We start from the raw sequence: 25,666 nt of genomic DNA, 5'->3' as shown, positions 1-25,666 counted from the left end.
TAGGTTCGGTCATTGTGGGCAGTCCCGTTTCGTAGTGGTGTAGGTGCGCGCCCCGGAGGGCGAGGTGAGGGGTCCTCGGCGGTCCCCTCCGGGGCTGCGCGGTCCCGTGCCGGTGTCGGCATTCCGGCACGGGAAGTCGTAGTCGTGTTAGGCGGACCGTTTACCGAGGCGGCGTCGGCTGCCAGGCGTCATGCTCAGGGGGTTGGGAACGACCAGGGCGGGACTGGCGAGCAGGTGGATGGACTCGGTGATGTCGCATTCGGTCATGCGCCAGACGCCGCGGGTTATCCGGCGGCCGGGGAGTTTCCTAGCGCGGAGTTTGCGCAGCAACCAGTCCTCGCTCGGTGCGCCGATCCGTTCGGCGGCTTCCGCTAGCGAGTAGGTGCGGTCCTCGTTCGCGGTGGTCATGACGCGACCGCTTCCGGGCGGGCGACCAGGATTTCGACGCGCACCTTGAGTACTCGGGCAATGGTGCCGATCTCGTCGGTGGTGAACGGGTACTCGCAGCGCAATCGGCGGCCGAGGGTGTTGGCTGTGATGCCGGTGAGTTGTGAGAGTCGTCGGCGGGTGATCCCTTGTCGCGCCATCTCGGCTTTGATGTTGGACGCAATATGCGACCTGAAAGCCTCGGAGCTGTCTTCCATGTATGGAACGTTAGCCGCTCACTATGGGTGTTGCAATCAGTGGTGGTCGATGAATCTGCTCCACCTATGAGACGGCAGCGCTCGACCTGCGCAAACAGTGGGCCATCTATGGAATGGGACGTATCAAGACTGTTCTATGTTCCATAGGTGGGGATACACTCGCCCTCATGGGATACACACGTCCACGGGGGCCATGGAACCGGGCCTTCGCGCAGGAAGTCGTTCACCGACGGCACTCCGCCGGATTGTCACAACGCGAGGTATACGAGCGCGCCGGACTGTCGCGATCGACCTACACCAAGTTCGAACTGGATCAGACCGTTCTCACCATGGACCAGATCGCGCTGGTCGCCGAAACGCTCGGCGTCCACGTCGACGATCTGGCCCGCGGTGCCCGCTTCCGCGTGGAAGCCGCCGAACACCTGGACCTGCCGGAGTCGGACATCCGCGCGATGTCCTCGGACACGCTGGAACGGCTACTCGGAGAACGAAATTCGTTCACCCGCTCCGTAGCTGCCGGAATCCGGGGTGAGCTGGCGCGGCGCGGCATGACGATGGAAGACCTGGCGGTAGCCGCGCGTATGGAACTCGACCACCTGACACCGCGTTTGCGTGGCGAGCAGGCGCTCGACTTGGACGACATCACCTCCATCGCCCGCGCCTTCGACCTTCACCACGACGATCTCCTGCGCCTGGCCGCCACCGCGGCGCGCCCCCCTGCGCATCCCGAGCAGATGCCCGCGCCGGTCGAATCGGCGCTGGTCTACCACACCGAGGACTGACAGCCGCGGTGCAGGCGGCGGATGCCCGGACAGATGATCCCGGGTTTCTCGTGGGGGAGCGCCGCACGCCACACCGCGCACCGTCGTACCGACTCGCCATCTGGAATCGGCGATGCCCACAGCTTCCGCAGCATCAGCGAAGCGTCGCCGAACAGGATCGCCTCGTCGCGCTCACTGGCGTTCGAACATGGCATCGCGCGAATCCGCTCCGGGTGAATCTCGAGCCGCCCGATCTGCGTCATCAGCAATCCATTGGGTTGCCGCCGGACCTCCAGCGGTCCAACCATCCCCCTGAGCACCTGGATGCCGATCGCGGCCAATTCCTCGGCGGTCGCCCACAATAGGTTGGCGCTCCGCAGAACCTCCATCAAGTCCCCTCGCTCAACATCATCCCCAGCCGCGCCGCTGCGGTCGGGCTTGCTGCAGGTGACCCACCGACGCCGCGCGTCGCACTTCGCCGCCTCGTGACGTTCACCATGGCAGACCATCGGCCTCTCAGCTATCAATGCTGGTCAACTGCGTGATCATCATCCAAACACTGAATTTGTCCAGAATTCAAGGGACGCACAGATTTTCGAGTCCTCAGTTTTTGAGTAGCGAATTCCTCTGTACTCACGATGTGAAGAGTCAAGGAGACGTGAAGGGGTTGCTGTATGGGTGCTGAATTTCAGATGCCGACACTCGGCGGCTACGCCAAGTGGCTCAGAAATCGCCGCAGCTGGACCCAGCTGCAGCTCGCGCAACGGGTCAGGATCGGCAAGAGCACCTATGAGCGGATCGAACAAGGGGCGACTGCCAGATACCGTGACGGCGTCCTTGAGAAGCTCGCAAATGTGTTGTGCGACAACGAGCATGAGCTGGCGCACTGGTGGGCGCTCGCGGGCCAGCCGATCTCGGCACTCGGTGAGGTCACCTCTCCTGCCGATATCGGAGCACTCCTCGATGGCCTGTCGCCGTTGCCCGCCGCATGGATTGATAACTGGCGCGTCGCCGAAGCGAACGCGCGGCATCGCGAGCTGATGCCGGGCCTGCACGAGGCTGAAACCCTGCCGCACTGGGTGTTCGGCGATGTTCGCGCCAAGCTGGTGTGCCCGGACTGGCAGCGCGAGGCGACGATCGTCACCGGGCTGCTGCGCCACTACGCCGTTTCACACCGTGGGCGGGGCGCGACTCCGGATGTCATCGCGTCACTGATGGCGTATCCGGAGTTCCGTTACCTCTGGGAATCCGGGATCGTCTACGCGCGGCGACCGGAACCCAACCGGCGGATCTGGTCACCGTCTACCCAGACGATGACTGTCGTGCGCGAAGCGATCATCCCGACATCGGCGGCAGGTCAGCTGATCGTCGGCTTTCCGGCCGACAACGACTAGACGGGTAGGCCGTCGAGGAACTCCCGCACTATCGGGTTCACCAGCTCCGGGTGCGTCCAATTGCAGATATGAGTCACGGTGTCGGCGGTGATCGTGTCGAACCGCACCGGACCGCCGAGCCCGTCGGCCAACTCCTGCATCCGCTCCGGCGAGAACGCCTGATCTCCGATACCGCGAATCAGTAACGCGGGCGCGGTGATCTCACCAATCAACGGGGTCAGATCCTCGCGGTCGATGAGACACCGCGCCGCCAGCGCCAGACGCGAGCGGTCGGACGCGATCCACTTGTCCATCCACACACGCTGATGCCGTTCACGGTCGCCGCCGATCATCACCGACGCCATCGACAGAATCAGACCGTTCGGAGTCTCCGGACTGTTCACCCAACCGTCGACGATCGTGGCCTCATAGCCCGCGCGCTCCCTATCGGTGTAGGCAGCCGCGCCGGTACCGATCAACACCAGCCCGCGCACGCGCTGCGGCTGCAACAACGCCATCCGCTGCGCGATGAAACCGCCCTGAGACAAGCCACCGACGACAATGCGGTCCAGACCGAGCGCGTCAGCCACGCCCCATGCGTCCCACGCCTGCTCCCAATATGTGAACGGTTCGCCAGCGTCCTCGGTCTGTCCGTGACCGCGAGCGTCGAGGGCGATCACGCGGTAGGTGTCGGCCAGTGCCTCCATCTGCGGTGCCCACATCTCCGCGTCCATGAAGAATCCGTGCCCGAGCAATACCGCCGGGCCATCGGTCTCGGTATCGAGGTAGTGCACCTTCGTCCCATTGATGTTGGCGAACGGCATAGTCCCTCCCATTGCTAAGCGTGCCCGCACGATACCCGACAGCAGGAACGGGTTCTAGTAAACGTCCGGCGGAGGTCTCGCACGACGCCGGGCGACCTGCGCGAGCGTCGCCAGCCCTGGACGCTCCGGCGCGACCGCCGACCGGTTGACGGCGTTGACGGCGTCAACAGGCACCCGTAAACTCCCAGGTCGTACCAAGCGCTACCGTTCACTCTGAGGCGTTCCGGCGCTGGTCCAGGCGTTATCGCAGGGAACTTCGTGGGGTTCAAATCCCTCCGCTTCCGCCAAGCCCGAGCCGGTCGTCACCAGTTCCGGAACCGGTGACGACCGCCGGTCACCACAGCGGTCGACGGGCGACCGGTGGATCGGATCACCCCCGGTGCTACCGATGAAAGCCCTTCGGCCGCTTCCGAACTCGTGCCCCGCGTAAGCCGCCGCCCGGTATCCCGATCGGTCGGCTTGTGTGCGGTTTCACGACACGATCGCCGCGGCGTCACGCCTGCCCCACGCCGCCTCTGGCAGACTGGCGACCGTGCCCCGCCACCAGTGGTGTCGTCTCGTCGGCGCGATCGCCTGCGCCGCACTGATACTCGGTGTGGCGTCTCCGTCCGCTGCTCGTCCACCTGCGGATTCCGGTTCGGCGGAAGGCAATTCGGCCGTCCCGGAGGTCTCCGTCGCCGCCGCGCCCACCGTCGAACGGGTGGAACCCATCGGCGACCGCTTCCTCACGGTCTTCGTGCGCTCCCCGGCCATGGGCCGTGTCGTCTCCGTTCAGGTGCTGCTGCCCGCCGACCGCAGCCGACCCCGCCCCACCCTCTACATGCTCGACGGCCGCAGCGCCGCCGAGGACGTGAACAACTGGACCGCCCGGGGCGGCGCCCTCGAATTCTTCGCCGACAAGCCGGTGAACGTGGTCTTCACCCTCGGCGGCGCGTCCAGCTACTACACCGACTGGAAACGCCCCGACCCGAACCTCGGCGTGAACCGGTGGGAAACGTTCCTCACCCGCGAACTGCCGCCCCTGATCGACGCCCACTTCGACGGCAACGGCCGCTACGCCGTCCAGGGCGTCTCCATGGGCGCGGAGGCCGCCATGATGCTGGCCGTGCGCCGCCCCGGCCACTTCTCCGCCATCGCCGCCCACAGCGGTTGCTACGCGATCAGCTCCGACTACGGCCGCGCCCAGGCTCAGGCCGTCGTCACCACCGACGGCGGCGATACCGCCAATATGTTCGGCGAGGAGGACGACCCCCAGTGGGCCGCCCACGACGTCCACGCCCACGCGGAAGCCCTGCGCGGCACCAGAATCTACCTCTCCGCCGGCATCGGCCTGCCCGGCCTGCACGACCTCCCCGGCACCCCGGAATACCCCGACTCCATCCTCTTCGGCGGCCCCTTGGAGGCCGGCGCCTACGCCTGCACCCTCCAACTCATCGACCGCCTCAGCCAGATCGGCATCCCCATCACCGCCAACCTCCGCCCCACCGGCACCCACTCCTGGCCGTACTGGCGGGACGAATTGCCCCGCGCCTGGCCCACTCTCGCCGCGGGGCTCGGCATCGGCTGACTGCCGCGGTCAGAGCGTGTCGCGTAACGGTACGAGGCGGTAGGTGACCCACGAGCTGAACGGGAAATGCGGTTTGTCGATCTTGACGCGCAGCCTGCGGATCTCTCCGGTGGCGGGCATCGCGACGGGCAGCTCCGGGCGCGCCGCGACGGGGTCGGGCGGATCGGTGATCCACATGCGTTCGAAGTCCGGATGCGCGCGACAGCGGTCGACGATCTCGGTAATAGCGGTCTCTGGCACCGAGATCGGACCCATGACGCGCAGCCCGTAAGCGAAACCGTGTGCCAGCTGCTCCCAGGTCGGCAGAATCTCGCTCGCCTGCGGTGCGGTGAACAGCCAGATGAGCAGATTCGATGTGGTCTCCGCCCCCGGAAAGGTCTCGGCCCACGCGGAATTGGCGCCGAGCACCTCGCCCTCGGGCAGGGTGAGGTAGGCCGCCGGATACGGCAGATCCTCGAGGTCGGCGATGGCGTCGGCATCGGGTCGGCTCGGTGACGGCCCCAGAATGCGGGTGAGCGTCCCCGGATACAGCGCGGCGATGATCCGCTCCCGATAGATGTAGGCGATGGCGAGCGCGTCGAACAGCGCCCCCACGAACTCCAGACTCGGTACCAGCCGCCCCGCCTCGACCTTCTCGATCGAGGATTTCGACCACCCGGTCGTCGCCGCCAGCTGCGCCTGCGTCATCCCCAGCGCCTTCCGCCGGGTCCGCACGAACTCGGCCAACCGCCCTCTGGACATCGAACTTCCACTCTCCTGTAGGCCAACTCACAGCATCCCCGACCCGAAGTCGCACCCGTACTGCGACTCCGGTGCGTTGACACCACCGCCACCGGAAACCAGGCTCTATCCGGAGCTCGATCGAGCCCGCGCACCGGGGGTCGGTGCCCTGGAGGGGAGCGCACCGACCCCCGTCCGAGCAACCCGAACCACCACCCGGACACACGAAAACCCCCACAGCCATTGGCAGCGGGGGTTTTTCACTGCGCGCCCGGAGAGACTCGAACTCCCAACCTTCTGATCCGTAGTCAGATGCTCTATCCGTTGAGCTACGGGCGCAGGACTATTCATTTGTGGACGCCCGGCGAACCGGGCTTGGCGGAGGCGAGAGGATTTGAACCTCCGGTCCCCGTGAAGGGACAACTCATTAGCAGTGAGTCCCATTCGGCCGCTCTGGCACGCCTCCTGGACGCCTTCTTGCGAGGCCGCCGGTCCTTTCGAACCGCCGGGGACAAAGGTTACACAGCAGCCGACCAAGACGCAAAACGGCTGGTCAGAGAAATGAAATGGGGGTCAGCGCAGGTGGCTGTCGAACCAGTCGAAAATTCGGGTCTGGGCGTCGACGACCGCGTCGTCGTCGAAGGCGTCGCGGTCGAAGCCGGGATGGTCGGGGCGGTGGTGCAAGCCGGGATAGCTGACCACCAGGGTGGCGACGGCGGCGCGGGCGGCGGCGTCGCGCAGCTGTTCCACATGGTCGGGCGGGGTGACGGGGTCGTCCTCGCCGTAGAGACCGAGCCAGGGGGCCTTCAGTTTCGGTGCGGCGTGGACGAGCGCGTCGGCCTGCGGCGTCAGCGGGCTGCCGATGCCGGGGGCGGCGATGCTCACGGCCGCGCCGATCGGTCGACTGGTCGCCACCAACAGCGCCGCGGTACCGGCGGAGTCGAAGCCGAGCACGCCGACACAGTCGCGGAAGACACCGTGCCCGATCAGCCAGTCGAAGCAGGCGTCGAAGTCGGCGAACAGGTCGTCGCCGAAGACCTTGTCGGCCTGCGCGCCATTGGTGCGGTGGAACAGGTCCGGGGCCAGCACCGTCCAGCCGTCGTCGGCCAGGGACCGCATCATGTCCAGCAATGGATCGGTGAACTCGCGTGATTCGTGCAGCACCACGATGCCGCCCCGGGCGTGACCATCCGGTTCGATCACGGTGACGGGGACCCTGGTGGTGTCGTGCACAGGGGCCAGATCTCGGTAAACGCCCGACATAAAGCCAGGGTAGTGAAGCTAGGTAAAGTTCCGGATAAATCCTGGGCCGACATAGGGTGGAGGCGTGAGCGCGCACATTCGTCCGGACCTCGACGCCATCCCCGCGTACGTCGCGGGCCGCAGCCTGCCCGGTGTGGTGAAACTGGCCAGCAACGAGACCACCTTCCCGCCGCTGCCGTCGGTGGCCAAGGCCATCGCCGAGGCCGCCGAACAGGCCAACCGGTACCCGGATATCACCGCCACCGAACTGCGCACCGCCATCGCCGAATTCCATGGCGTCGGCATCGAGAACGTCGCGGTCGGCTGCGGCAGTGTGGCGTTGTGCCAGGAGATCATCCAGATCACCTGCGGCGAGCACACCGACGAGGTGGTGTTCGCGTGGCGCTCCTTCGAGGCATATCCGATCGTCACCCGCATCGCCGGGGCGCGCGCCGTCCAGGTGCCGCTGGACCTCGACTACGCGCACGATCTCGACGCCCTCGCCGCCGCCGTCACCCCGAACACCCGGGCGGTGTTCGTGTGCAACCCCAACAACCCGACCGGGACCGCGCACGGCCGCGCCGCCATCGAACGCTTCCTCGACACCATCCCGGACACCGTGCTGGTCGTCCTGGACGAGGCGTACTACGAATACCTGCGCTTCCCGGCCGATCAGCATCCCGACGGTGTCGAACTCGGCCGCACCCGCCCGAATGTGCTTGTGCTGCGCACCTTCTCGAAGGCGTACGGACTCGCGGGCCTGCGCGTCGGCTATGCCGTGGGCGATCCGGCCGTGGTCACCGCGCTCATGAAGGTGCGGGTTCCGTTCAGCGTCAACCGGCTCGCCCAGGCCGCCGCCATCGCCTCACTGGACGCCCGCCACGAACTCCTGGAGCGCACCGACGCCGTGATCGCCGAACGCGAGCGCATGCGCACGGCCCTGGCAGCGGCGGGCTACCGGGTGGCCGACAGCCACGCCAACTTCCTCTGGCTCCCCCTCGGCGACCGCAGCGCCGAATACGGTGAGGCCAGCGCCGCGGCGGGCGTCCTCGTCCGCCCCTACGGCACCGACGGCGTCCGCGTCACCGCCGGTGACCCACACGAGAACGACCAGTTCCTCGCCTTCGCCACCCACGCCGACACCGTTGCCCGCTTCCTGGGCTGACCCCCGCCCGCGATGAAGTTCAGGGTCAGTGCGGGCGCAGCGGCGGTCGTGGTTCGCTTCGAGCCCGCCGGACAGGAGTACGCCCTCGCGGCGGGCGATCACATCGTCGTGGAGTTCGTCGCGTACCCGGACGGTGCAACTGGCTTCGCCGGGGACATTCAGCACGAGCCCGGGGAGATCGTGCTCTGCGCGCCACGGGGCCACCACATGCGAGTGTGGGATTCGTCAGGCGTGGCCTTCGATCCCGAGTGCTGACCGGGTTGTCCCGCGCCTGAGGTGGTGCGGGACAACGGAGTTCACTTCCACGCAGCCAGATCGGGCAGGTCGCCCTTCAGGTCCGAGCCGTCGGAGCGGCCGATCAGCCAGGTGGCGAGAGCCGTTGCGGTGCCGGTGATCTCGGTGACGGCGGTGGAGCCGACGGTGGCGGTGTAGCCGGTATCGGTCGCGGTGACGGTGAAACCGGGCGCGTCGGGGTCGGCGGTGCGGGCGCGGTCGGCGAGCGCCTCGGTGAGCAGGCGGGTGGTGAACGGGGTGGGCCAGTCGGCGGGGGAGTAGGCCACCGCCAGATCCACATGGTGGATCTCCACCTCCAGCAGGCGCATCCACACGATGCGGGTGGCCGGGATCTCCGTGCCCTGGCGGTTGCGGACGGAGGTGGCCCAGCGGTCCTCGGGCAGCACCCGGGCCAGGTCCAGCCAGCGGTCGGAGGCGGCTCGCAGATCGTCGAGCTGTTCGCGCAGCGGACGCGGCGCACCGGCCTCGATATCGGCGTCGCGCAGGTACGCGCTGGCGTACTGCGGGGTCTCTATGCCGGTGCGGGCCCACAGCAGCAGGTTGACCAAACTGTCCGCATTGCGGGACAGGTGGGACAGCACATGGCCGCGGGTCCAGCCGGGCAGGAGCGAGGGTTCCACCAGATCGGCGTCGCGCAGGTCGGCGACGGTGGTGAGCAGGCGCTCGGTCGCGGTGGCGACAGTGTCGAGCTGCGTGGGGATCGCGGTGAATTCCGGTGCGTCGCTGGTCACATCACCCGACCATACCCACGGGCGGGGTGGCGCGCCGGTTCGCCGCCGCGACCTGCGCGCCGAGCGCCAGCAGCCACAGCGACATCGCCCCCACCTGCACCCGCTGCGCGATCCCGAGCCCGTGATCGCCGGGCAGATTGTCCGCGATGAGCAGCCACGCCGTGGCCACCGAGCCGATCACCAGAATCCACAGCCCCGCATGCCGCACGATCGGCCACTGCCGATACCGGAACGCCGCCACCGTGAACGCCAGCATGGCGACGAAGATCGAGAACACCGCCAACGTGCTGGTCAGCGCGTGGACCTGATGCAACTGCGGAAACAGCGGACTCTCCCCGGCGGGCACCTCGGCCGCCGGATCCAACGGCGCCTGCGCATCGGCGATGGTGGCTGCCCCGAAACATCCCAGGGCGACCCAGCCGACGGTGGTGTACCCGCGCCGCGGGAACAACAGCAGCCCGCCACTCGCGGCGACCACCAGCATGGCCCCGGTCAGCGTGTCCGCCGTGGTGAAGACACCGCGAAACGGCGCCCCGCGCTCGGCGAGCTGGCTGAGAAACGAGGTGAACGGATCGATCCCCACCGGCAACACGAACTCCAGCACCCACGACGAGTAGCTGCACCCCGCCAACCCGACGAGCACCGCGAGCCCCCACCGCAGCACCCGCCGGAAACGCGATTCCGACGCTTGTCGGCCCGCACCCGCGGCCACGTCGCCCGCGTCCTCACCCCGCTCATTCTCGGGAGGCGTCATCGCCACTCGCTTTCGCCGCCGCACCGCCCTTCGTCACGCGCACCGCCACCGCACGGACGGCCCGGCACATCACGCACTCCAGACCGCCCAGGCGGTTTCCCCATTCTCGCCCATCCAGCCGCCCTCGCCGCCGCGCCGCGCGGGGCTCACCGCATCCCATCGGCAAGCGCCACCCGCTCCAGCGTGGGCCAGGTTGCGGCCTGCCGGCTTGCCACCCAGCACATCGCAGTCTGTTGTCGCGGCAGAAGTCGTTCGCCGCTCGATCCGGTGTCCGCTGCGTTCGACTCGGTTCGGTGGTGCACCCTGCGGGCACAACTCGCTGGTCCGCACCCGACCCACGCGAGCGCGCCTCACCCCGTGCGCCCCAACGCCTTCCACACCAGATCAGCCGCGCTCTCGGCTCGCTCGTGCTCCCACACCCGAACGACCGTCCACCCCGCCTCCCGCAACCGCGCATCGGTATCGCGGTCGCGCGCCACATTGCCCGCCAGCTTCTCGGCCCACCATTCGGCATTGTTCTTGGGAGATGTGGCGTGCTCGGGACAGCTGTGCCAGAAGCAGCCGTCCACGTACACCGCTACCTTGCGGCGCGGGAACACGATGTCGGCCCGCCGCCGCAGCCCCCGCATCGGAGCCCGGTCCACGAAGAACCGCGCCCCCCGCCGATGCAGTTCCCGCCGCAGCGCGATCTCCGGCGCGGTCCCCACGCGCCGCTGCCGCGCCATCCGCGCACTCGTTGCCGCATCCGTCTGCGGCCGTCCCGTCGTCCGCGCTGTCTCGCTCATCCGACCTCCCGGATCGATCCCCATCCTCTCGCCGGGAGCGCACCGCCCACCACCCGGGCGCCCGACGGGGAACTGGTGGCGGCATCGCCCGGGAGGGCTCCGCCACCAATTCCCCTCGGTGCTACGCCGCCTCGCTGGGGCGGCCGCCCATGCGGTCGAGGTGGTTTTCGACGTCGTCGATGAAGCCGGGTGGGAAGCGGAGGGAGCCCATGCGGGTGCGGCGGAGGAAGCCGGCGGTGGCGCGGGCGGACAGGAGGCTGGAGTCGTCGAGGAACCAGCGCAGGTCCTCGTAGGGCGCGTGCACCGGCCAGGTGGAGACCGGGACGCGGTGCACGGTGCCCGCGTGGCCCCAGGCGGCGGTGGGCCAGCGCTGGCCGGGCAGCAGGGGTTCGCCGGGGATGGCGTCGGTGGCGGGGGCGGACAGGCAGGCGCCCACCCAGGAGGCCATGCGCACCGCCACGGCATTGCCGACGAGTTTCCAGCGGTGGCCTTTGCGCACGGTGGGCACCGACAGCGCGGGGGCGGTCCAGTCGCGGTCGAAACCCTGGAGGCGTTCGGCGTCGGTGATGCCCGGGGTGACGATCTCCCCGGAGGGCAGCCGCACCGCGGGCGGGCTCGCGATGCCCAGCGCGGAACCGCCCTTCAAGGTCGGCACGGCGTTGACGGCCCAGCCCAGCCCGCGGGTGCCCTCGGTCCAGTAGAAGCCGCACGGATCGTGATCGGCGGAGCCGACCACCCGCTCACCGGCGTCGGTCCCGAACAACACCGGCCGGGGATCCTCGGTGCGTGAGGCCAGCATGAGCACTCGCTCGCGCCGCTGCGGCAGTCCGAACGCCCGCGCGTCCACCACCCGGTACGCCCACAGGTAGCCGAGTTCCTCCAGGGCGGTGGTGATGTGCCGCATGGCCGCCCCGCCGCCCAGTTGCAGCATGAACGGCACATTCTCGATGAGCAGCCAGCGCGGCCCGCGTTTGCGCCGCACCAGCCGGAACACCTCGTCCACCAAACCCGAACGGGAGCCGGTGATTCCGGCGGTGCGCCCGGCCTGCGACAGATCCTGGCACGGGAATCCGGCGGCCACCAGTTCGGTCCCGGCTGGCAGCGCGCGCAGCCGGGTGACGTCGGAATGCACGGGCACATCCGGGAAGTGCGCGCTCAACACCGCCTGCGCGCCCTGGTCGATCTCGCACAGCAGTTCACTGCGCCAACCGTGCGCGGCGAGCCCGAGTTCCAGTCCGCCGATACCGGCGAACAGGCCCACCATCCGCGCCACAGCTGTCCTTTCACCCCGAGTACCGATATGTCGTCAGAACGTTACTCGAGTCGCGACGAACCGGCGCTGATCCACACCGCGCCCACCACCCGCCCGGCCCCCGCGCTCGACAACACGCCGACGGAATACATCGCCCCGCATGGCCTGTCGAGCATGTCGCTCCGGGGAACGGGTGATGCCGCGCCGAGGGGCGATATGCGGAGCCCGATCGGCGAATGGCCGCGACCGCGCCCGGTGATACGCGCCACCGGACGCGTCCGCGGCCCTACCACTCCCCAGGGGCGAGCGCACGCGAGGCCGCGGCGTGACGGCGCAACCCGGACACGCCGTGGCGAACTCGCTGAACGCCGCCGTGTGTTCGCCGGGCGAGCGGGGCGTGGACGTACGGTAGAGGCGTGACGACGGACAGCAACGGCGAGGAAATCCGGGCCGGGGGCGCCCGGTGGCCCGCGATCCTCACCTGGCGGGCGCACAACGGGTCCCGGATGGAGTCGGTGCGGGTGGTGCTGAACGGCAACCGGATTCGCGCGGCGGGCCGCATCATCGCCGGCGCGACCGAGGAGAGCGAGGCGTTCAGCGCCTCCTACGACCTCGTCACCGACGAGAACGGGGTGACCAAGCGCCTGTCCCTGCGCAGCACGGTCGCGGCGGGGGAGCGGCACGCCTCCATCGCCCGCGACGAGGAGAACTACTGGCTCATCGACGCGGGCGCCACGCACGTGCGCTCCACTTTCGGCGGCGCGCTCGATGTCGACATGGTGCTGAGCCCGTTCTTCAATACGCTGCCGATTCGCCGCCACGGCCTGGCGCACACCTCCGAGGACATCCAGGTCCCGGTGGTCTACGTGCGGCTGCCGGACCTGCTGGTGCAGGAGGCCAGTCTCACCTACAGCTCCGGCCCGGACGGTATCCACGTGCTGTCCCCGGTCTCCAGCGCCACGGTCACCGTCGACGCCGACGGCTTCCTGCTCGACTACCCGGGGCTGGCCGAGCGCATCTAGGGCTACTCCAGGGCTTCGATGACGCCGCCGCGGCGTCCGGCGTCGGCCAGCTTCGCCAGCCAGTCGTGGTCGCCGGGCCGAATGCCCGCGATCGCCCACCGCTGGAAGGTGTCGTAGTCGTTGCGCGCGTCGTGTCCGGCCTCGGTGAGCTGGGCCAGGGAGTCGGTGTCGCGCAGGCTGTCCCGGGCGGCGGTGAGCACCCGCAGGGTGTCGTCGAGCACCTCGAGCAGCGCGTCGGCATTGGGTTCGCAGATGGCGCGGACCAGGGCGGGCGCGGTGGCAGCCACCCTGGTGCCGTCGCGGAAGGACCCGGCGGCCAGCCCGAGTGCCAGCGCGCCGCCGCCCGCGCCCTGGATGGCGAGGGCTTCGGCCAGCACGTGCGGCAGGTGTGAGATGCGGGCGACGGCGCTGTCGTGTTCGGCGGAGAGCACCGGCACCACCACGGCCCCGCAGTCCAGCGCCAGCCGCGCCACCCGGGTCCACGGGTCGGCGTGTACGCCCGGATCGACGCTGATCGCCCAGGCCGCGCCCTTGAACAGGTCGGATGTGGATGCGGCCCAGCCGGATTCGCTGGTCCCGGCCATGGGGTGCCCGCCGACGAAGTGCGCGCCCAGTTCGTGCCGGTGCACGGCATCCAGTACGGGCTTCTTCACACTGGTCACATCGGTGAGCGGACACGCCGGGGCGAAACTGCGCACATCCGAGAGCACGGTGTCGAGGGCGGGCTGCGGCACGCCGATCACGATCAGCGCGTCGCGGTCCGCGGCCCGGCCCAGTACCGCCCCGATGTCGGCGCTCACGTCGAAGCCGTCGGCGCGCGCGGCCCGCACACCCGGCTCCGACCGGTTGAATCCCCACGCCTCGTACCCCGCGGCGACGGCGGCACGCAGCACCGAACCGCCGATCAAACCCGTCCCGAGGACGCAGACAGCTGGTTTCCGATCGCCCGTCATGGCACCAGATTCGCATACGACTTCAACATTTCCCCCGAAGCGGACTACCGTTGCGCCCATGGCAGCACAGCGCTCGAGCACGAATAGGGCGACGTCGGACGATTACGACGACGTGGAAGGGTTCGCAGTGGCGGTTGTCCGCGAAGAGGCCACCTGGAAGGTCACGCCGTTGACTCAGGCGGCACTCTCCAGTTTGACCGAGGCCGAGCGAGAATTGCGCGAGTTGCGCAGTTCCGGCGCGGTATTCGGTCTGCTCGACGTAGACGACGAATTCTTCATCGTCCTGCGTCCAGCGCCGACCGGCAGCCGTCTGCTGCTGTCGGACGCCACCGCCGCCATCGACTACGACATCGCCGCCGAGGTGTTGGAGGCGCTGAATGTCGACATCCCGGATATCGATCCGGACGAACTCGACGATATCGAGCCGTGGGAGGAGGGCGACCTCGGCGTGCTGGCCGACCTCGGACTGCCGGAGCCGGTGCTGAGCGTCATCCTCGCCGAAACCGACCTCTACCCCGACGAGCAGCTCGGCATGATCGCCCAGCGCCTGGGTTTCGCCAACGAGTTCTCGGCGGTCCTGGACAAGCTCCCTCGCTGAATGAGCGCGGCCGGATCTCGCGGTGCCGCCGAGCGGGCCGACGAGACGCTGATCCGCGCGGCGATCGCGGCCGCCGCGGCCGCGGACCCGCGCGACGTCCCGGTGGGCGCGGTGGTCTTCGACGCCGCGGGCCGCGAGCTGGCGCGTGCCGCCAACGCCCGCGAGGCCCTCGGCGATCCCACCGCGCACGCCGAGGTCCTGGCCCTGCGCCGGGCCGCCGCCGTACACGGCGACGGCTGGCGGCTGGAGGGCTGCACTCTCGCGGTCACCCTGGAGCCCTGCACCATGTGCGCGGGCGCGCTCACCCTCGCCCGCATCGGCCGCCTGGTCTTCGGTGCCTGGGAACCCAAAACCGGTGCGGTCGGCTCCCTGTGGGACGTCGTCCGTGACCGACGTCTCAATCATCGCCCCGAGGTCCGCGGCGGTGTCCTCGAATCCGATTGCGCCGCACTGCTCGACACCTTCTTCCACGCCCAGCGCCCCTGAGGAGGCGATTTCGGTTTCCGCGGGGTCGTCCGGTAAAGTCACCAGCGGTGGCGTGTCCGAGCGGCCTAAGGAGCACGCCTCGAAAGCGTGTGAGGGGTAACCCCCCTCCGAGGGTTCAAATCCCTCCGCCACCGCTTCCGCCCCTCACCTGCTCGCGCAGGTGAGGGGCTTTTTGCTGGCTCAGCGACGAGGTGATCGGCGGTACGGTCAGCTCATGGCGAGCTGGCCGCGCCCGTCACCGGATGAGCAGCTTCGCCACCGTTTCCGGGTGGTACACGAATCCCGCGTGGCTGGTATCGAGGGTGTCCACCTCGAAGTGATTCCCGGGCGTCGCCGCGTCCGCTTCCGCGATGAGCCGGTCCTGCATGTCGATGGGGAGGGACCGGTCCCGGGTCAGCCGCACGTATTGCCGACGGACCTGCCCGCCGAGATCGGGGTGCAGGCGGGCGTCGCCCATCATCGCGGCCAGGGATTCGTCGGGTTGCAGGGCATTGAGGAAGGCGAGGAATTCCTGTTCGCTGCGGTCGGCCATCAGTGCGGCGTGCAGGCGTGCGAGTTGGTCTCGGTCGGCGCCGCGGTAGTTGGCGCGTCCTACGCCGAGTTCCATCGCATCCCCGACGTTCAGGTCGGCGAGTCCGGGTAGCAGGCTCCGGGTGAACTCGGGTTCGGACATGTACTCGATCGGATTCGCCAATGTGGTGCAGGCCCACGCGGAGATGTACACGATCCGGTCCAGCAGATCCGGTACCTGGTTGGCGACGACGCTGATACTCGTGCCGCCGAGGCTCGCGCCGACGAGTACGACCGGGCCGTACTCGTGCATTCGCTCGACCACGGTTCGCACCGCGTCGGCATTGTCCTCGAGGGTGACCGCGGCGAGTGCGGACGGCTCGGTGGCGAGCCGGTCGGGCTGCTGCGGCGCCTGATAGGCAACCGGGAACTGGGCCTCGAACCCGTGCCCCGGCAGGTCGACGGCGAGACAGCGCTGTCCCCGCAGCGCCAGTTCCCGTTGGATGGGTGTCCACATGAACGAGCTCGTTCCCGAGCCGTGGACGAAGACGAAGGTGGGCATGCCAAAGGCAGAGTTACGCATAGGAATTCCTGTCGAGTGCGGAATCGGCTACTCGACGGCACGAACGTGGCGACGCGGGTACGCGGCCACGCTGGCAGCCACGACGGGCTGCGGAGTGCGTCGAGTCAGCCGACGCGCAGGCGCATGAATTCGATGAGCACGGGTCGACTGTATCCGATCTTGATAGGCGTCGCCATCCGGAATTGCCTACCGCCCACCCGATCCGGGGGTGACCAGCCCGGATTCATACGCGAGCACGACCAGTTGCGAGCGGCCGCGCGCACCGAGCGCGGCCAGCCCTGCTCAGCGGCCAGTTCCTGCTGTCGGTGCTGTATCAGTGGCCGCGGGCCTCGGTGCTGTTCGACGAGCGCGCCAGCCATACCCTGGCCGAAATCGAGCGTGCGGCAACGGAATTCCAGCTCGGTCAGTACCTACGCCTGACCGCGGCCGGATTGTCCGCGCTGTTCGCGATCCTCGCGGCGCTGGAATGCCATCGGGCGTGGGCGCGGTCGACCGTCGCCCGCGGGTGACCGAATGCACCGTCCCCGAAAACAACTGCCCCCGAAAACAACTCGCCCCCCATCCGATGGATGAGGGGCGAGTCGTCGATGAGCGGCGTCAGACGCCCGCTGTTTCCTTCTCCAGTGCGGCCGCGTCGTCCCGCGACTTGTTCTCCCGCATCGCGGTGAGCTTCGCGCCCTCCACGTCGATATCGGGGAGGATGCGGTCCAGCCACTTCGGGATCCACCAGGCGTAGGGGCCCATGAGCACCAGCAGCGCCGGGATCACGACCATGCGGACGATGAAGGCGTCGAAGAAGACGCCCGCCGCCAGGGCGAAGCCCATGGACTTGGCCACCACGTTCTCCTGGAGCATGAACGCGCCGAAGACGGAGATCATGATGATGGCCGCCGAGGTCACGACGCGGGCGCCGTGGTGGTAGCCGCTGATCATGGCGTGCTTGGAGGACTTGCCGTGCACGTACTCCTCGCGCATGCGGGTCACCAGGAACACCTGGTAATCCATGGCCAGGCCGAATACCAGGCCGATCAGCATGATCGGCAGGAAGCTGACCAGCGGATGGCCCTCGAACAGCCCGAACGCGCCCTCCTGGAAGATCAGCACGGTCGCGCCGAAGGTGGCCGCCATGGACAGCAGGAAGCCGAGCGCGGCGGTCAGCGGCACCAGGATGGACCGGAACACCAGCACCAGCAGCAGGAACGCGGCCCCGGCCACCAGCGACAGGTACGGGACGACGGCCTTCAGCAGCGCCGCCGACACATCCGCGTAGATGGCGGTGGTCCCGGTGATGCCGTACTCCATGCCGTACTTGTCGTGGAACTCCCGCTCGGCGTCGCGGGCGTGCTCGACCAGATCCTTGGTGGTCTGATCGTTGGGTCCGGCATCGGGGACACCGGTGAACAGCGCCGCGTTGCCGTCCTCGCTCGGCATGGTCGCGGTCAGGTAGTCCATGCCCTCGTAGCCCGCCAGCCGCTCACGCAGGTCGGTGACCGCGGCCTCGCGCTGGTCCTGCGGCACATTCGTCAGATCCACCGCCACCATCAGGGTGCCGTTGGAGCCCTCGCCGAAGCCCTTGGTCTGCAACTCGTACGCCTCGCGCATCGGGTTGCCCGCGGGGTACGAGTCACCGCCGGGCAGGCCCAGCTGCATATTCGCGGCGGGTGCGGCCAGCAGGCCGAGCACCACCACACCGGCGGCCAACGCCAGCACCGGAGCCTTGGCGATCAGACGGGCGAACCGCATGCCGTTGGTGACGGCGGTGTCGTCCTCGGGATCGTGCTTGGCGACCAGCGGCAGCTTCGGCTTGAACAGGTACTTGCCGAACGCGCCCAGCAGCGCGGGCAGCAGGGTGACGGCCACCAGCACCGCGAACGCCGCCGCGACCGCGCCGAAGATACCCATGTAGGTGAGGAATCCGACGCCGACGATACTCAGCGCGGCCAGGGCGATGACGACCGTCAGACCCGCGAAGATAACCGCGGAGCCGGCGGTGCCGACCGCGGTGCCGGCGGCCTCCTCCGGCGAATCCGCCACGCTCAGCTCGTGCTTGTAGCGCGAGACGATGAACATGGCGTAGTCGATGGACAGCGCCAGGCCGATCATGGACGCCAGGATCGGCGTGAAGGTCGGCAGGGTGAGCCAGTGGGTGCCGAACAGGATCACCGAGATCGCGGAGCCCAGGCCGATGAGGGCCGTCAGCACCGGCACGAAAGCCGCCACGATGGCGCCGAAGGCCACCGCCATCACCACCAGCGCCACCGCGATACCGATGAGCTCGGCCGCGCCGCCGGTTTCCGGCTCCTGGGCGATGCTGCCGGTCAGGTACACCTCGAGTCCGGCCGCCTGCGCATCCGCGGCGACGTCGTGCGCCTTCTCCCGGTCGGCGGGGGTGACATCGGCGAAACTCGGAATCGAGTACTTGACCTCGACGGTCGCCACCGAGTCCGGCACGGTCTCGCTGAGTACGTTCAGCGGCGCGCTGGCGCAGACGGCGGTGAAGCCCGGACTGTCACGATCGCCGGTGAGGCAGTTGATATCCGCGGGTTTGCCGATCTCCTCGGTGGCGGTGATCGGATTGACGACGGGCTTGCTCTTGTCGACGATGTCGAGGGCGGACAGCTTGTCCACGAACGCCTGCAGCGCCGCCGCGTTCCGCGGATCGGTGAGCTTCTCGCCCTCGGGTGCGCCGACCACATAGGTGCCGGTGACCACATTCATGTCGAAGGCGGCCGACATGCCGGGGAAGTGCTCGTCGAGGATTTCGGTGGCCCGCTCGGACGGCAGTCCGGGCATGGTGAACTGGTCCTGGAACGGTTTGGAGAGCGCACCGCCGATACCGCCGAGCAGTATCAGCAGGGTCAACCACACCGGTATGACTATCCACTTTCTGCGGAAGGCGAACCTTCCCCAGCGGTAGAGGTATACGGACACGAGGGTCTCCTGGCGATTGGCTGTGCGTGTGCTGGTGTCGAGCTACTCGTAGACAGCACTCCCTGCGGGTGCCGCGTGCGCACTCCGCCTCCAGACTGACGTTTTCTGCCTACCGTGCGGTAGGTAGACTACCCAGCGCCTAAGCGGAGGAACAACCTCAATTCCGGTGGCGCTACTCGCAGTACAGACTAGTGGTGAGAGGATCATCCCATGACCGGACGAGAACCTGCTGTAGATATCGCCGCAGGTAGAGGCACTAAAGACGTCATCAGGGATGTGGCACTTCGGCTCTTCTCCACCAGGGGCTTCGAGCAGACGAGCTTGCGGGAGGTCGCCGATGAGGTGGGAATCACAAAGGCGTCCCTCTACTATCATTACTCCTCGAAACAGGATCTGCTGCTGGCCGTGATCGAACCGGTCTTCGAGGACATGCGCGCCATGGCCGCCGAGATCGACGAGCGGGAATACAGCCGTGACGCCGTCCGCGAGATCCTCACCCGCCAGTTGCGCTCCATGCTCGATCACCGCCCCATCGGCCGGATGTTCGTCAACGACGGCGTCGCGGTCGGCAATGCCATCGGCCACAACTACGAGCAGATGCTCGAGATGCACAGCAAGCTGTGCCGGTGGCTGGCCGGACCGGATGCCGATCCCGAAGCGCTGCTGCGGGCCAGCGCGGCCCTGGACGTCGTCAAAACCGCGCTGTTGTCGCAGCAGATCGCGCCGGATGTGGATGAGGAGCTGGTCGAACGCGTACTCCTGGACGCGGCGCTCGGAGTTCTGATCCCGGCGCGCTAAATTCTTCTTTCGCCGTACCGAACTCAGGAGCCCCTTGTGCACATCACCGCGAAAGTCGACTACGCGGTGCGGATACTCGTCGAAATCGCCCGGGCGCAATCGCAATCGGTGAAGGCCGACGTGATCGTGGCCGCCCAGGAGATCCCGCCGAAGGTGCTGGAGTCGGTGGTCGCCGAATTGCGCAAGGCGGGACTGGTCACCAGCCGCCGCGGTCCCGAGGGCGGCTACCGGCTGGCCCGGCCCGCCCGCGAGATCAGCGTGGCCGATGTGATTCGCGCGGTGGAGGGGCCGCTGGCCTCGGTGCGCGGGCAGCGGCCCGAGGACGTGGTGTACCCTGGGGTGGCCGAGCCGTTGCAGCGGGTGTGGATCGCGCTGCGGGTGAACATCCGCTCGGTGCTGGAGCGGGTGAGCATCGCCGATATCGGCAACGATCTGCTGCCGACCTTCCTGGATGAACTGCTGCGCGATCCCGATGCCTGGACCCGGCGTCCGCGCCCGCTGGACACCGCCCCGCACGGGGAATGGCGCGACCCGGAGGCGGGCCCGCACGGCGAGTGGCGCGACCTGGACCGTCCGGATATCTGACCCGCCTGCGGAAGGCTTCGTTTCACTTTTCTGGGCGGCGGTGCGCTGCCCCCACAATTCTCGGGGACGGGTGCGCCGCATCGGGGGTAGCCTGCGAACATCATGTTGATCAGACTTCTCCGCACCTTCCTGGCGCCCTACCGGTCACAGCTGGCCGGGGTCGTTGTGCTTCAGCTGATCTCGGTCCTCGCCATGCTCTACCTGCCCAGGCTCAACGCCGACATCATCGACTACGGCGTCACCCAGGGCGATATCGGTTACATCTGGAACACCGGCCTGTGGATGCTGGCCGTGACCGGTGTGCAGATCGTCGCGCAGGCATCCTCGGTGTACCTGGGCGCGCAGGCCGCCATGGGCGCGGGACGCGATATGCGCGCGGCCCTGCTGCACCGCGTCGGCAGCTTCTCCGCGCGCGAGGTGGGCATGTTCGGCGCGCCCTCGCTGATCACCCGCAACACCAATGACGTGAACCAGGTGCAGCTGCTCATCCTGATGAGCGCCACCATCCTGGTGATGGCCCCGATCATGTGCGTGGGCGGCATCATCATGGCGCTGCGCGAGGATCTGGGCCTGTCCTGGCTGCTGCTCATCGCGGTGCCCGCGCTGGGGCTGTCGATGGCCTTCATCATCACCCGCATGGTGCCCGGCTTCCGGCGCATGCAGGAGCGGATCGACGCGGTGAACCGGGTGCTGCGCGAGCAGATCACCGGTATCCGCGTGGTGCGGGCCTTCGTGCGGGAGCGGCAGGAGACCTGGCGCTTCGGCGTCGCCAATTCCGAGCTGACCGAACAGGCGCTGTACGTAGGCCGCTATATGGCGCTGATGTTCCCGCTGGTCATGCTGATCTCCAATGTGACCGCGGTGGGCGTGATCTGGTTCGGCGGCCACCATGTGGACGCCGGGACCATGCAGATCGGTTCGCTCACCGCCATGCTGTCCTACATCATGCAGATCCTGACGGCGGTCATGATGGCCTCCTTCCTGGCCATGATGGCCCCGCGCGCCGCGGTGTCGGGCGAGCGCATCGGGGCGGTGCTGGACACCGAATCCTCGGTGCTGCCGCCGCCGCTGCCGCGGCCGTTCGAATCCGATCCGGGTTCGGTGGATTTCGCCTTCGCCGAATTCAAGTTCCCGGGTGCGGAGAAGCCGGTGCTGCGGGCCATCCGGTTCCGGGTGGATCCCGGCACCACCACCGCGGTGGTGGGCTCGACCGGTTCCGGCAAGACCACGCTGATCAATCTGATTCCGCGGCTCGTCGACGTCACCGACGGGGCGGTCTACGTGGGTGGCACCGATGTGCGGCATATCGACCTCGAGCAGTTGCGCGCGCAGATCGGCCTGGTGCCGCAGAAGGCGTACCTGTTCTCCGGGACGATCGCGTCGAATCTGCGCTACGGCAAGCCCGACGCCACCGACGCCGAACTCTGGCACGCCCTGGAGATCGCGCAGGCGGCCGACTTCGTGCGGGATATGCCGCAGGGCCTGGAAACGCCGGTGGCACAGGGCGGTACGACGGTGTCGGGCGGCCAACGCCAGCGCCTCGCCATCGCCCGCGCCCTGGTGCGCAAACCGCGCATCTACCTGTTCGACGACTGCTTCTCGGCCCTGGACGTGGCCACCGACGCCCGGGTCCGCGAGGCGCTGCGGCCGGAGACCGCGAATGCGGCGGTGATCACTGTGGCGCAACGGATTTCGACCGTGCGCGAGGCCGACCAGATCGTGGTGCTGGAGGACGGCGCGATCGTCGGCCTCGGCACCCACGACCGACTGCTGCGCGACTGCACCGAATACCGCGAGATCGTGGAATCGCAGCCGAGCCCGGAGGAGGCGCGATGAGACACACTGGGCGGAGCCTCTCGTCGTGCCGACCGGGTGCGGGTGTCCCGCAGGAAGGAGCGGCGCGATGAGACACACTGGGCGGAGCCTCTCGTCGTGCCGACCGGGTGTGGGTGTCCCGCAGGGAAGGGCGGCGCGATGAGGCCCGGGGCACCGAATCCGGGCGCTCCGGACGCGAAAGCCAAATCGTTCGGTCCGTCGCTGAAGCGGCTGCTGCGGCGGCTCGCGCCCGAACGGGCCTCGCTCACAGTCATTTTCGTGCTCGCGGTGGTCTCGGTGGTGCTGAACACCCTGGGGCCGCAGATCCTGGGCAAGGCCACCAACCTCATCTTCGACGGTGTGGTGGGCAAACAGCTTCCGGCCGGACAGTCCAAGGAGCAGGTGGTCGAGCAGCTGCGCGCCAGCGGCGACACCACCTTCGCCGACATGCTCTCCGGCATGGACGTGGTTCCCGGTGTGGGCGTGGACTTCTCGGCCGTCGGCATGGTCCTCACCGGGGTGCTGCTGCTGTTCATCGGCGCGTCGCTGTTCGGCTGGCTCCAGTCGTACCTGCTCAATATCGTCATCAACCGCACCGTGAAGCGGTTGCGCGGCGATATCGAGGCCAAGATCCACCGGCTGCCGCTGCGCTACTTCGACCAGCTGCCGCGCGGTGATCTGCTCTCGCGCGTCACCAATGACGTCGACAATGTGTCACAGACGTTGCAGCAGACCATGAGTCAGCTGGTCACCTCCACGCTGACGGTGATCGGCGTGCTGTTCATGATGTTCTGGATCTCGCCGCTGCTGGCGCTGATCGCGCTGCTGACGGTGCCGCTGGCGGTCATCGTGACCGCCCAGATCGCCAAGCGCTCCAAACCGCACTTCGTGGACCAGTGGAAGTACACCGGCCAGGTCAACGCCCAGGTCGAGGAGGCCTTCACCGGCCACGAGATCGTCACCGCCTTCGGCCGCGGCCGCGAGGTGGGCGCGGAGTTCGACAAGACCAACGCCAAGCTCTACCACGCCGCGTTCCGGTCGCAGTTCATCTCCGGCCTGATCATGCCCGCCATCATGTTCCTGGGGAACCTGAACTACGTGCTCATTGCCGTGGTGGGCGGTCTGCGCGTGGCCTCGGGCAATCTGTCGCTGGGCGAGGTGCAGGCGTTCATCCAGTACTCGCGCGGTTTCACCCAGCCGCTCACCCAGATCGGCTCCATGATCAATCTCTTGCAGTCGGGGGTGGCGTCGGCCGAGCGCATCTTCGAGATCCTGGACGCCGAGGAGCAGGTGCCCGACCCCGAGGTGGAGGATTCGCGGCCGGTGGACCGCGGCCGGGTGGCCTTCGAGGAGGTGTCGTTCCGCTACGAGCCCGACACCCCCGTCATCGAGGAGCTGTCCCTGGTCGCCGAACCCGGTCACGTGGTCGCGATCGTCGGCCCGACCGGTGCGGGCAAGACCACGCTGGTGAACCTGCTCATGCGCTTCTACGAGCTGGACGCGGGCGCGATCACCATCGACGGCGTGGACATCACCCGCATCACCCGCGACCACCTGCGCGAACGCATCGGCATGGTGTTGCAGGACACCTGGCTGTTCGGCGGCACGATCCGGGAGAACATCGCCTATGGCAATCCGGAGGCGTCCGAGGAGGAGATTCTGGAGGCGGCGCGGGCGGCCTACGTGGACCGTTTCGTGCATGCGCTGCCGCACGGTTACGACACGGTCATCGACGAGGAGGGCTCCGGCGTCTCGGCGGGTGAGAAGCAGCTCATCACCATCGCCCGCGCCTTCCTGGCCAAACCGTCCATCCTCATCCTGGACGAGGCCACCAGCTCGGTGGACACCCGCACCGAACTGCTGGTGCAGCAGGCCATGGCGGCGCTGCGCCGGGACCGCACGAGCTTCGTCATCGCGCACCGCCTGTCCACCATCCGCGATGCGGACCAGATCGTGGTCATGGAGCAGGGCCGCATCGTCGAAATCGGCACCCACGAACGCCTGCTCGCCGCCCGTGGCGCGTACTACCGGCTCTACAACGCCCAGTTCGCCGCCGCCATCACCGACGAAGGCGGTGCGGACGAGCCGGACGCGGACGCGGTACCGCTGGCGAAGTTCTGACGTGCGTCGGCCGGGCCCCGCTGCCTGCTCGCCCTGTGCGCTGTGCCCGCCCGCGTGCCACGCTCCGTGCCCGCTGTCGCACTGGCGCGCGCGGCCCCGCCCTGCTTTACTCGCTAGAGTAATGCTCTAGCGAAAGGGGTGTCATGTCCGACACCGCGCCCATGCGTGTCCTCATACTCGGCGGCTACGGCACCGTCGGCCGCGAAGCTGCCGCACATCTGGTCGCGTCGGGCCAGCGGGTGATCCTCGCGGGGCGCAATCCCGAGCGGGCGCGACCGGTGCCGGGAGCCGAACTGCTGCGCGTCGACGTGGCCGACCCCGACCAGGTGGCCGCCGCGCTGGCCGATGCCGATGTCGTGCTCATGTGCGCCGAACTCGACAATGCCCGCATCGCCCGGGCGTGCTTCGAGCGCGGCATCGCCTACCTGGATGTCACGGCCACGCTCGAGGTGATCACCGCGCTCGAGGAGTTGCGCGACCTCGCCACGGCGGCGGGCGCGACCGGCGTGCTCAGCGTCGGCCTCATCCCCGGGGTGTCGAACCTGCTCGCCCGTCAGGTCGTCGCCGCGTCGGGGCTGCGTACGGTGCGCATCGGCGCGATGCTCGGCTCCGGCGAGGCGCACGGCCCGGCCGCCGTGCGCTGGACGCTGAACGGCCTCGGCCAGCTCACCGGCTCCTGGCGGATGCGCTTCCCGAAAGGCACGCGCACGGTGCACCGCTTCCCCTTCTCGGACCAGTACACCCTGCGCCGCACCCTCGGCCTCGATACCGCCGACACCGGCCTCGCCCTCGACTCCCGCGCCGTCACCGCCGTGCTGGCCGCTGCCCGCCGCCCCACACTGGCCCGACTGCTGCGCGGTCGCACCGTCGAACGCCTCCTCACCCGAGTCCACCTCGGCTCCGACCGCTTCGCGGTGGTGGCCGAATCCGGTTCCGCCGGTGCCTGGTTCATAGGCAACCGGCAGAGCCGCGCCACCGGTCTGGTGGCGGCCCTGCTCGTCCAGCGCGTCTCCGAGTTCCCCGCGGGTATCCATCACATCGAGGAGTTGGTGGAGCCCGCCGATTTCCTGTCCGCCGTCGCCGCCCACGGTTACGACCTGCGCCTCACCTGGCCCCGCGAGGGCTGACGTGGGTGCGGCCGCTGACCCGTCT

Annotated in this window: 27 protein-coding genes and 3 tRNA genes; 15 read left to right on the top strand and 15 right to left on the bottom strand. The window is 68.4% G+C overall.

Features of this window, described 5'->3' with window-relative positions; genetic code table 11:
• Positions 1-147 precede the first annotated feature (147 nt).
• Entirely contained in the window at positions 148-408 is a 261-nt protein-coding gene (locus tag QJS31_RS20480) for a hypothetical protein (protein ID WP_306357417.1), read from the bottom strand.
• Positions 405-644, bottom strand: coding sequence for a helix-turn-helix transcriptional regulator (locus tag QJS31_RS20475; protein WP_306357416.1), 240 nt, complete (start codon positions 642-644; stop codon positions 405-407). The genes QJS31_RS20480 and QJS31_RS20475 overlap by 4 nt, the downstream gene beginning before the upstream one ends.
• Positions 645-811: 167 nt before the next feature.
• Here QJS31_RS20475 and QJS31_RS20470 point away from each other — a divergent pair, with 167 nt between their 5' ends.
• Positions 812-1,426 carry a helix-turn-helix domain-containing protein gene (locus QJS31_RS20470; protein ID WP_306357415.1) on the top strand — a complete coding sequence of 205 codons (615 nt, stop codon included), beginning with the start codon at positions 812-814 and terminating at the stop codon, positions 1,424-1,426.
• Here QJS31_RS20470 and QJS31_RS20465 read toward each other — a convergent pair.
• On the bottom strand, positions 1,408-1,794 hold the full coding sequence (locus QJS31_RS20465; protein WP_306357414.1) for a hypothetical protein: 387 nt from the start codon (positions 1,792-1,794) through the stop codon (positions 1,408-1,410). The two genes, QJS31_RS20470 and QJS31_RS20465, sit on opposite strands and share 19 nt — an antisense overlap.
• A gap of 285 nt (positions 1,795-2,079) precedes the next feature.
• Here QJS31_RS20465 and QJS31_RS20460 point away from each other — a divergent pair, with 285 nt between their 5' ends.
• Positions 2,080-2,799 carry a helix-turn-helix domain-containing protein gene (locus QJS31_RS20460; protein WP_306357413.1) on the top strand — a complete coding sequence of 240 codons (720 nt, stop codon included), beginning with the start codon at positions 2,080-2,082 and terminating at the stop codon, positions 2,797-2,799.
• Here the strand turns inward: QJS31_RS20460 and QJS31_RS20455 are convergent.
• A complete protein-coding gene (locus QJS31_RS20455; protein WP_306357412.1) occupies positions 2,796-3,602 on the bottom strand; it encodes an alpha/beta fold hydrolase in 807 nt (268 codons plus the stop codon). The two genes, QJS31_RS20460 and QJS31_RS20455, sit on opposite strands and share 4 nt — an antisense overlap.
• 532 nt (positions 3,603-4,134) lie before the next feature.
• On the opposite strand from QJS31_RS20455, the gene QJS31_RS20450 reads away from it, so the two are divergent.
• A complete protein-coding gene (locus tag QJS31_RS20450) occupies positions 4,135-5,169 on the top strand; it encodes an alpha/beta hydrolase family protein (protein ID WP_306357411.1) in 1,035 nt (344 codons plus the stop codon).
• A 9-nt stretch (positions 5,170-5,178) separates the two neighbouring features.
• On the opposite strand, the gene QJS31_RS20445 is transcribed toward QJS31_RS20450, so the two are convergent.
• From QJS31_RS20445 to QJS31_RS20430, 4 genes are all read right to left on the bottom strand, one after another.
• The gene (locus tag QJS31_RS20445) at positions 5,179-5,910 is read right to left on the bottom strand and encodes a helix-turn-helix domain-containing protein (protein WP_282785261.1); all 732 of its coding nucleotides are present in this window, start codon (positions 5,908-5,910) and stop codon (positions 5,179-5,181) included.
• A 245-nt stretch (positions 5,911-6,155) separates the two neighbouring features.
• Positions 6,156-6,228, bottom strand: a tRNA-Arg gene (locus QJS31_RS20440).
• 37 nt (positions 6,229-6,265) lie between these two features.
• Positions 6,266-6,355, bottom strand: a tRNA-Ser gene (locus QJS31_RS20435).
• A gap of 107 nt (positions 6,356-6,462) precedes the next feature.
• The gene (locus QJS31_RS20430) at positions 6,463-7,152 is read right to left on the bottom strand and encodes a dienelactone hydrolase family protein (protein ID WP_306357410.1); all 690 of its coding nucleotides are present in this window, start codon (positions 7,150-7,152) and stop codon (positions 6,463-6,465) included.
• Between the two features lie 64 nt (positions 7,153-7,216).
• Here QJS31_RS20430 and hisC point away from each other — a divergent pair, with 64 nt between their 5' ends.
• The gene (gene hisC, locus QJS31_RS20425) at positions 7,217-8,296 is read left to right on the top strand and encodes a histidinol-phosphate transaminase (RefSeq protein WP_306357409.1); all 1,080 of its coding nucleotides are present in this window, start codon (positions 7,217-7,219) and stop codon (positions 8,294-8,296) included.
• Positions 8,297-8,308: 12 nt separating this feature from the next.
• Positions 8,309-8,551 (top strand): hypothetical protein, encoded by a 243-nt coding sequence (locus QJS31_RS20420; RefSeq protein ID WP_306357408.1) that lies wholly within the window; start codon positions 8,309-8,311, stop codon positions 8,549-8,551.
• A 41-nt stretch (positions 8,552-8,592) separates the two neighbouring features.
• On the opposite strand, the gene QJS31_RS20415 is transcribed toward QJS31_RS20420, so the two are convergent.
• The 4 genes from QJS31_RS20415 to QJS31_RS20400 all read right to left on the bottom strand — a co-directional run bounded on the left by QJS31_RS20415 (position 8,593) and on the right by QJS31_RS20400 (position 12,124).
• Positions 8,593-9,321 carry a maleylpyruvate isomerase family mycothiol-dependent enzyme gene (locus tag QJS31_RS20415; protein ID WP_306357407.1) on the bottom strand — a complete coding sequence of 243 codons (729 nt, stop codon included), beginning with the start codon at positions 9,319-9,321 and terminating at the stop codon, positions 8,593-8,595.
• 1 nt (position 9,322) lies between these two features.
• The gene (locus QJS31_RS20410) at positions 9,323-10,075 is read right to left on the bottom strand and encodes a DUF998 domain-containing protein (protein WP_306357406.1); all 753 of its coding nucleotides are present in this window, start codon (positions 10,073-10,075) and stop codon (positions 9,323-9,325) included.
• Positions 10,076-10,425: 350 nt separating this feature from the next.
• A complete protein-coding gene (locus QJS31_RS20405) occupies positions 10,426-10,860 on the bottom strand; it encodes a very short patch repair endonuclease (protein WP_306357405.1) in 435 nt (144 codons plus the stop codon).
• 121 nt (positions 10,861-10,981) lie between these two features.
• Complete coding sequence (locus QJS31_RS20400; protein WP_143984414.1) at positions 10,982-12,124, bottom strand: DNA cytosine methyltransferase; 1,143 nt, start codon at positions 12,122-12,124, stop codon at positions 10,982-10,984.
• Positions 12,125-12,528: 404 nt separating this feature from the next.
• Between QJS31_RS20400 and QJS31_RS20395 the strand changes: the two genes are divergently transcribed.
• Positions 12,529-13,134: a putative glycolipid-binding domain-containing protein gene (locus QJS31_RS20395; RefSeq protein ID WP_268746745.1), complete on the top strand. Its 606-nt coding sequence runs from the start codon at positions 12,529-12,531 to the stop codon at positions 13,132-13,134.
• 2 nt (positions 13,135-13,136) lie between these two features.
• Here the strand turns inward: QJS31_RS20395 and QJS31_RS20390 are convergent, their stop codons facing one another.
• Positions 13,137-14,087 (bottom strand): prephenate dehydrogenase, encoded by a 951-nt coding sequence (locus QJS31_RS20390; protein WP_306357404.1) that lies wholly within the window; start codon positions 14,085-14,087, stop codon positions 13,137-13,139.
• Between the two features lie 58 nt (positions 14,088-14,145).
• Between QJS31_RS20390 and QJS31_RS20385 the strand changes: the two genes are divergently transcribed.
• The 3 genes from QJS31_RS20385 to QJS31_RS20375 all read left to right on the top strand — a co-directional run bounded on the left by QJS31_RS20385 (position 14,146) and on the right by QJS31_RS20375 (position 15,305).
• The gene (locus QJS31_RS20385; protein ID WP_282784502.1) at positions 14,146-14,685 is read left to right on the top strand and encodes a tRNA adenosine deaminase-associated protein; all 540 of its coding nucleotides are present in this window, start codon (positions 14,146-14,148) and stop codon (positions 14,683-14,685) included.
• Positions 14,686-15,171: a nucleoside deaminase gene (locus QJS31_RS20380; RefSeq protein ID WP_051036661.1), complete on the top strand. Its 486-nt coding sequence runs from the start codon at positions 14,686-14,688 to the stop codon at positions 15,169-15,171.
• A gap of 46 nt (positions 15,172-15,217) precedes the next feature.
• Positions 15,218-15,305, top strand: a tRNA-Ser gene (locus tag QJS31_RS20375).
• 101 nt (positions 15,306-15,406) lie between these two features.
• Here QJS31_RS20375 and QJS31_RS20370 read toward each other — a convergent pair.
• Complete coding sequence (locus QJS31_RS20370) at positions 15,407-16,243, bottom strand: alpha/beta fold hydrolase (protein ID WP_306357454.1); 837 nt, start codon at positions 16,241-16,243, stop codon at positions 15,407-15,409.
• 326 nt (positions 16,244-16,569) lie between these two features.
• On the opposite strand from QJS31_RS20370, the gene QJS31_RS20365 reads away from it, so the two are divergent.
• The gene (locus tag QJS31_RS20365; RefSeq protein ID WP_282782816.1) at positions 16,570-16,773 is read left to right on the top strand and encodes a hypothetical protein; all 204 of its coding nucleotides are present in this window, start codon (positions 16,570-16,572) and stop codon (positions 16,771-16,773) included.
• Between the two features lie 88 nt (positions 16,774-16,861).
• On the opposite strand, the gene QJS31_RS20360 is transcribed toward QJS31_RS20365, so the two are convergent.
• On the bottom strand, positions 16,862-19,195 hold the full coding sequence (locus QJS31_RS20360) for an MMPL family transporter (RefSeq protein WP_282782818.1): 2,334 nt from the start codon (positions 19,193-19,195) through the stop codon (positions 16,862-16,864).
• Positions 19,196-19,471: 276 nt separating this feature from the next.
• On the opposite strand from QJS31_RS20360, the gene QJS31_RS20355 reads away from it, so the two are divergent.
• The 5 genes from QJS31_RS20355 to QJS31_RS20335 all read left to right on the top strand — a co-directional run bounded on the left by QJS31_RS20355 (position 19,472) and on the right by QJS31_RS20335 (position 25,641).
• Entirely contained in the window at positions 19,472-19,993 is a 522-nt protein-coding gene (locus QJS31_RS20355) for a TetR/AcrR family transcriptional regulator (RefSeq protein WP_282782820.1), read from the top strand.
• 36 nt (positions 19,994-20,029) lie between these two features.
• Entirely contained in the window at positions 20,030-20,578 is a 549-nt protein-coding gene (locus QJS31_RS20350) for an Rrf2 family transcriptional regulator (protein ID WP_081592155.1), read from the top strand.
• Between the two features lie 102 nt (positions 20,579-20,680).
• Positions 20,681-22,414, top strand: a complete 1,734-nt coding sequence (locus QJS31_RS20345; protein ID WP_306357403.1) for an ABC transporter ATP-binding protein — start codon at positions 20,681-20,683, stop codon at positions 22,412-22,414.
• 138 nt (positions 22,415-22,552) lie between these two features.
• Positions 22,553-24,514, top strand: a complete 1,962-nt coding sequence (locus QJS31_RS20340) for an ABC transporter ATP-binding protein (protein WP_306357402.1) — start codon at positions 22,553-22,555, stop codon at positions 24,512-24,514.
• Positions 24,515-24,657: 143 nt separating this feature from the next.
• A complete protein-coding gene (locus tag QJS31_RS20335; RefSeq protein WP_306357401.1) occupies positions 24,658-25,641 on the top strand; it encodes a saccharopine dehydrogenase NADP-binding domain-containing protein in 984 nt (327 codons plus the stop codon).
• Positions 25,642-25,666 lie beyond the last annotated feature (25 nt).

The organism is Nocardia sp. CC213A (genome assembly GCF_030766805.1).
In the GTDB taxonomy this organism is placed as follows: domain Bacteria; phylum Actinomycetota; class Actinomycetes; order Mycobacteriales; family Mycobacteriaceae; genus Nocardia; species Nocardia otitidiscaviarum.
Note: the sequence above shows the minus strand (reverse complement) of the source record. Positions and strands in the feature narration are given on the sequence as shown.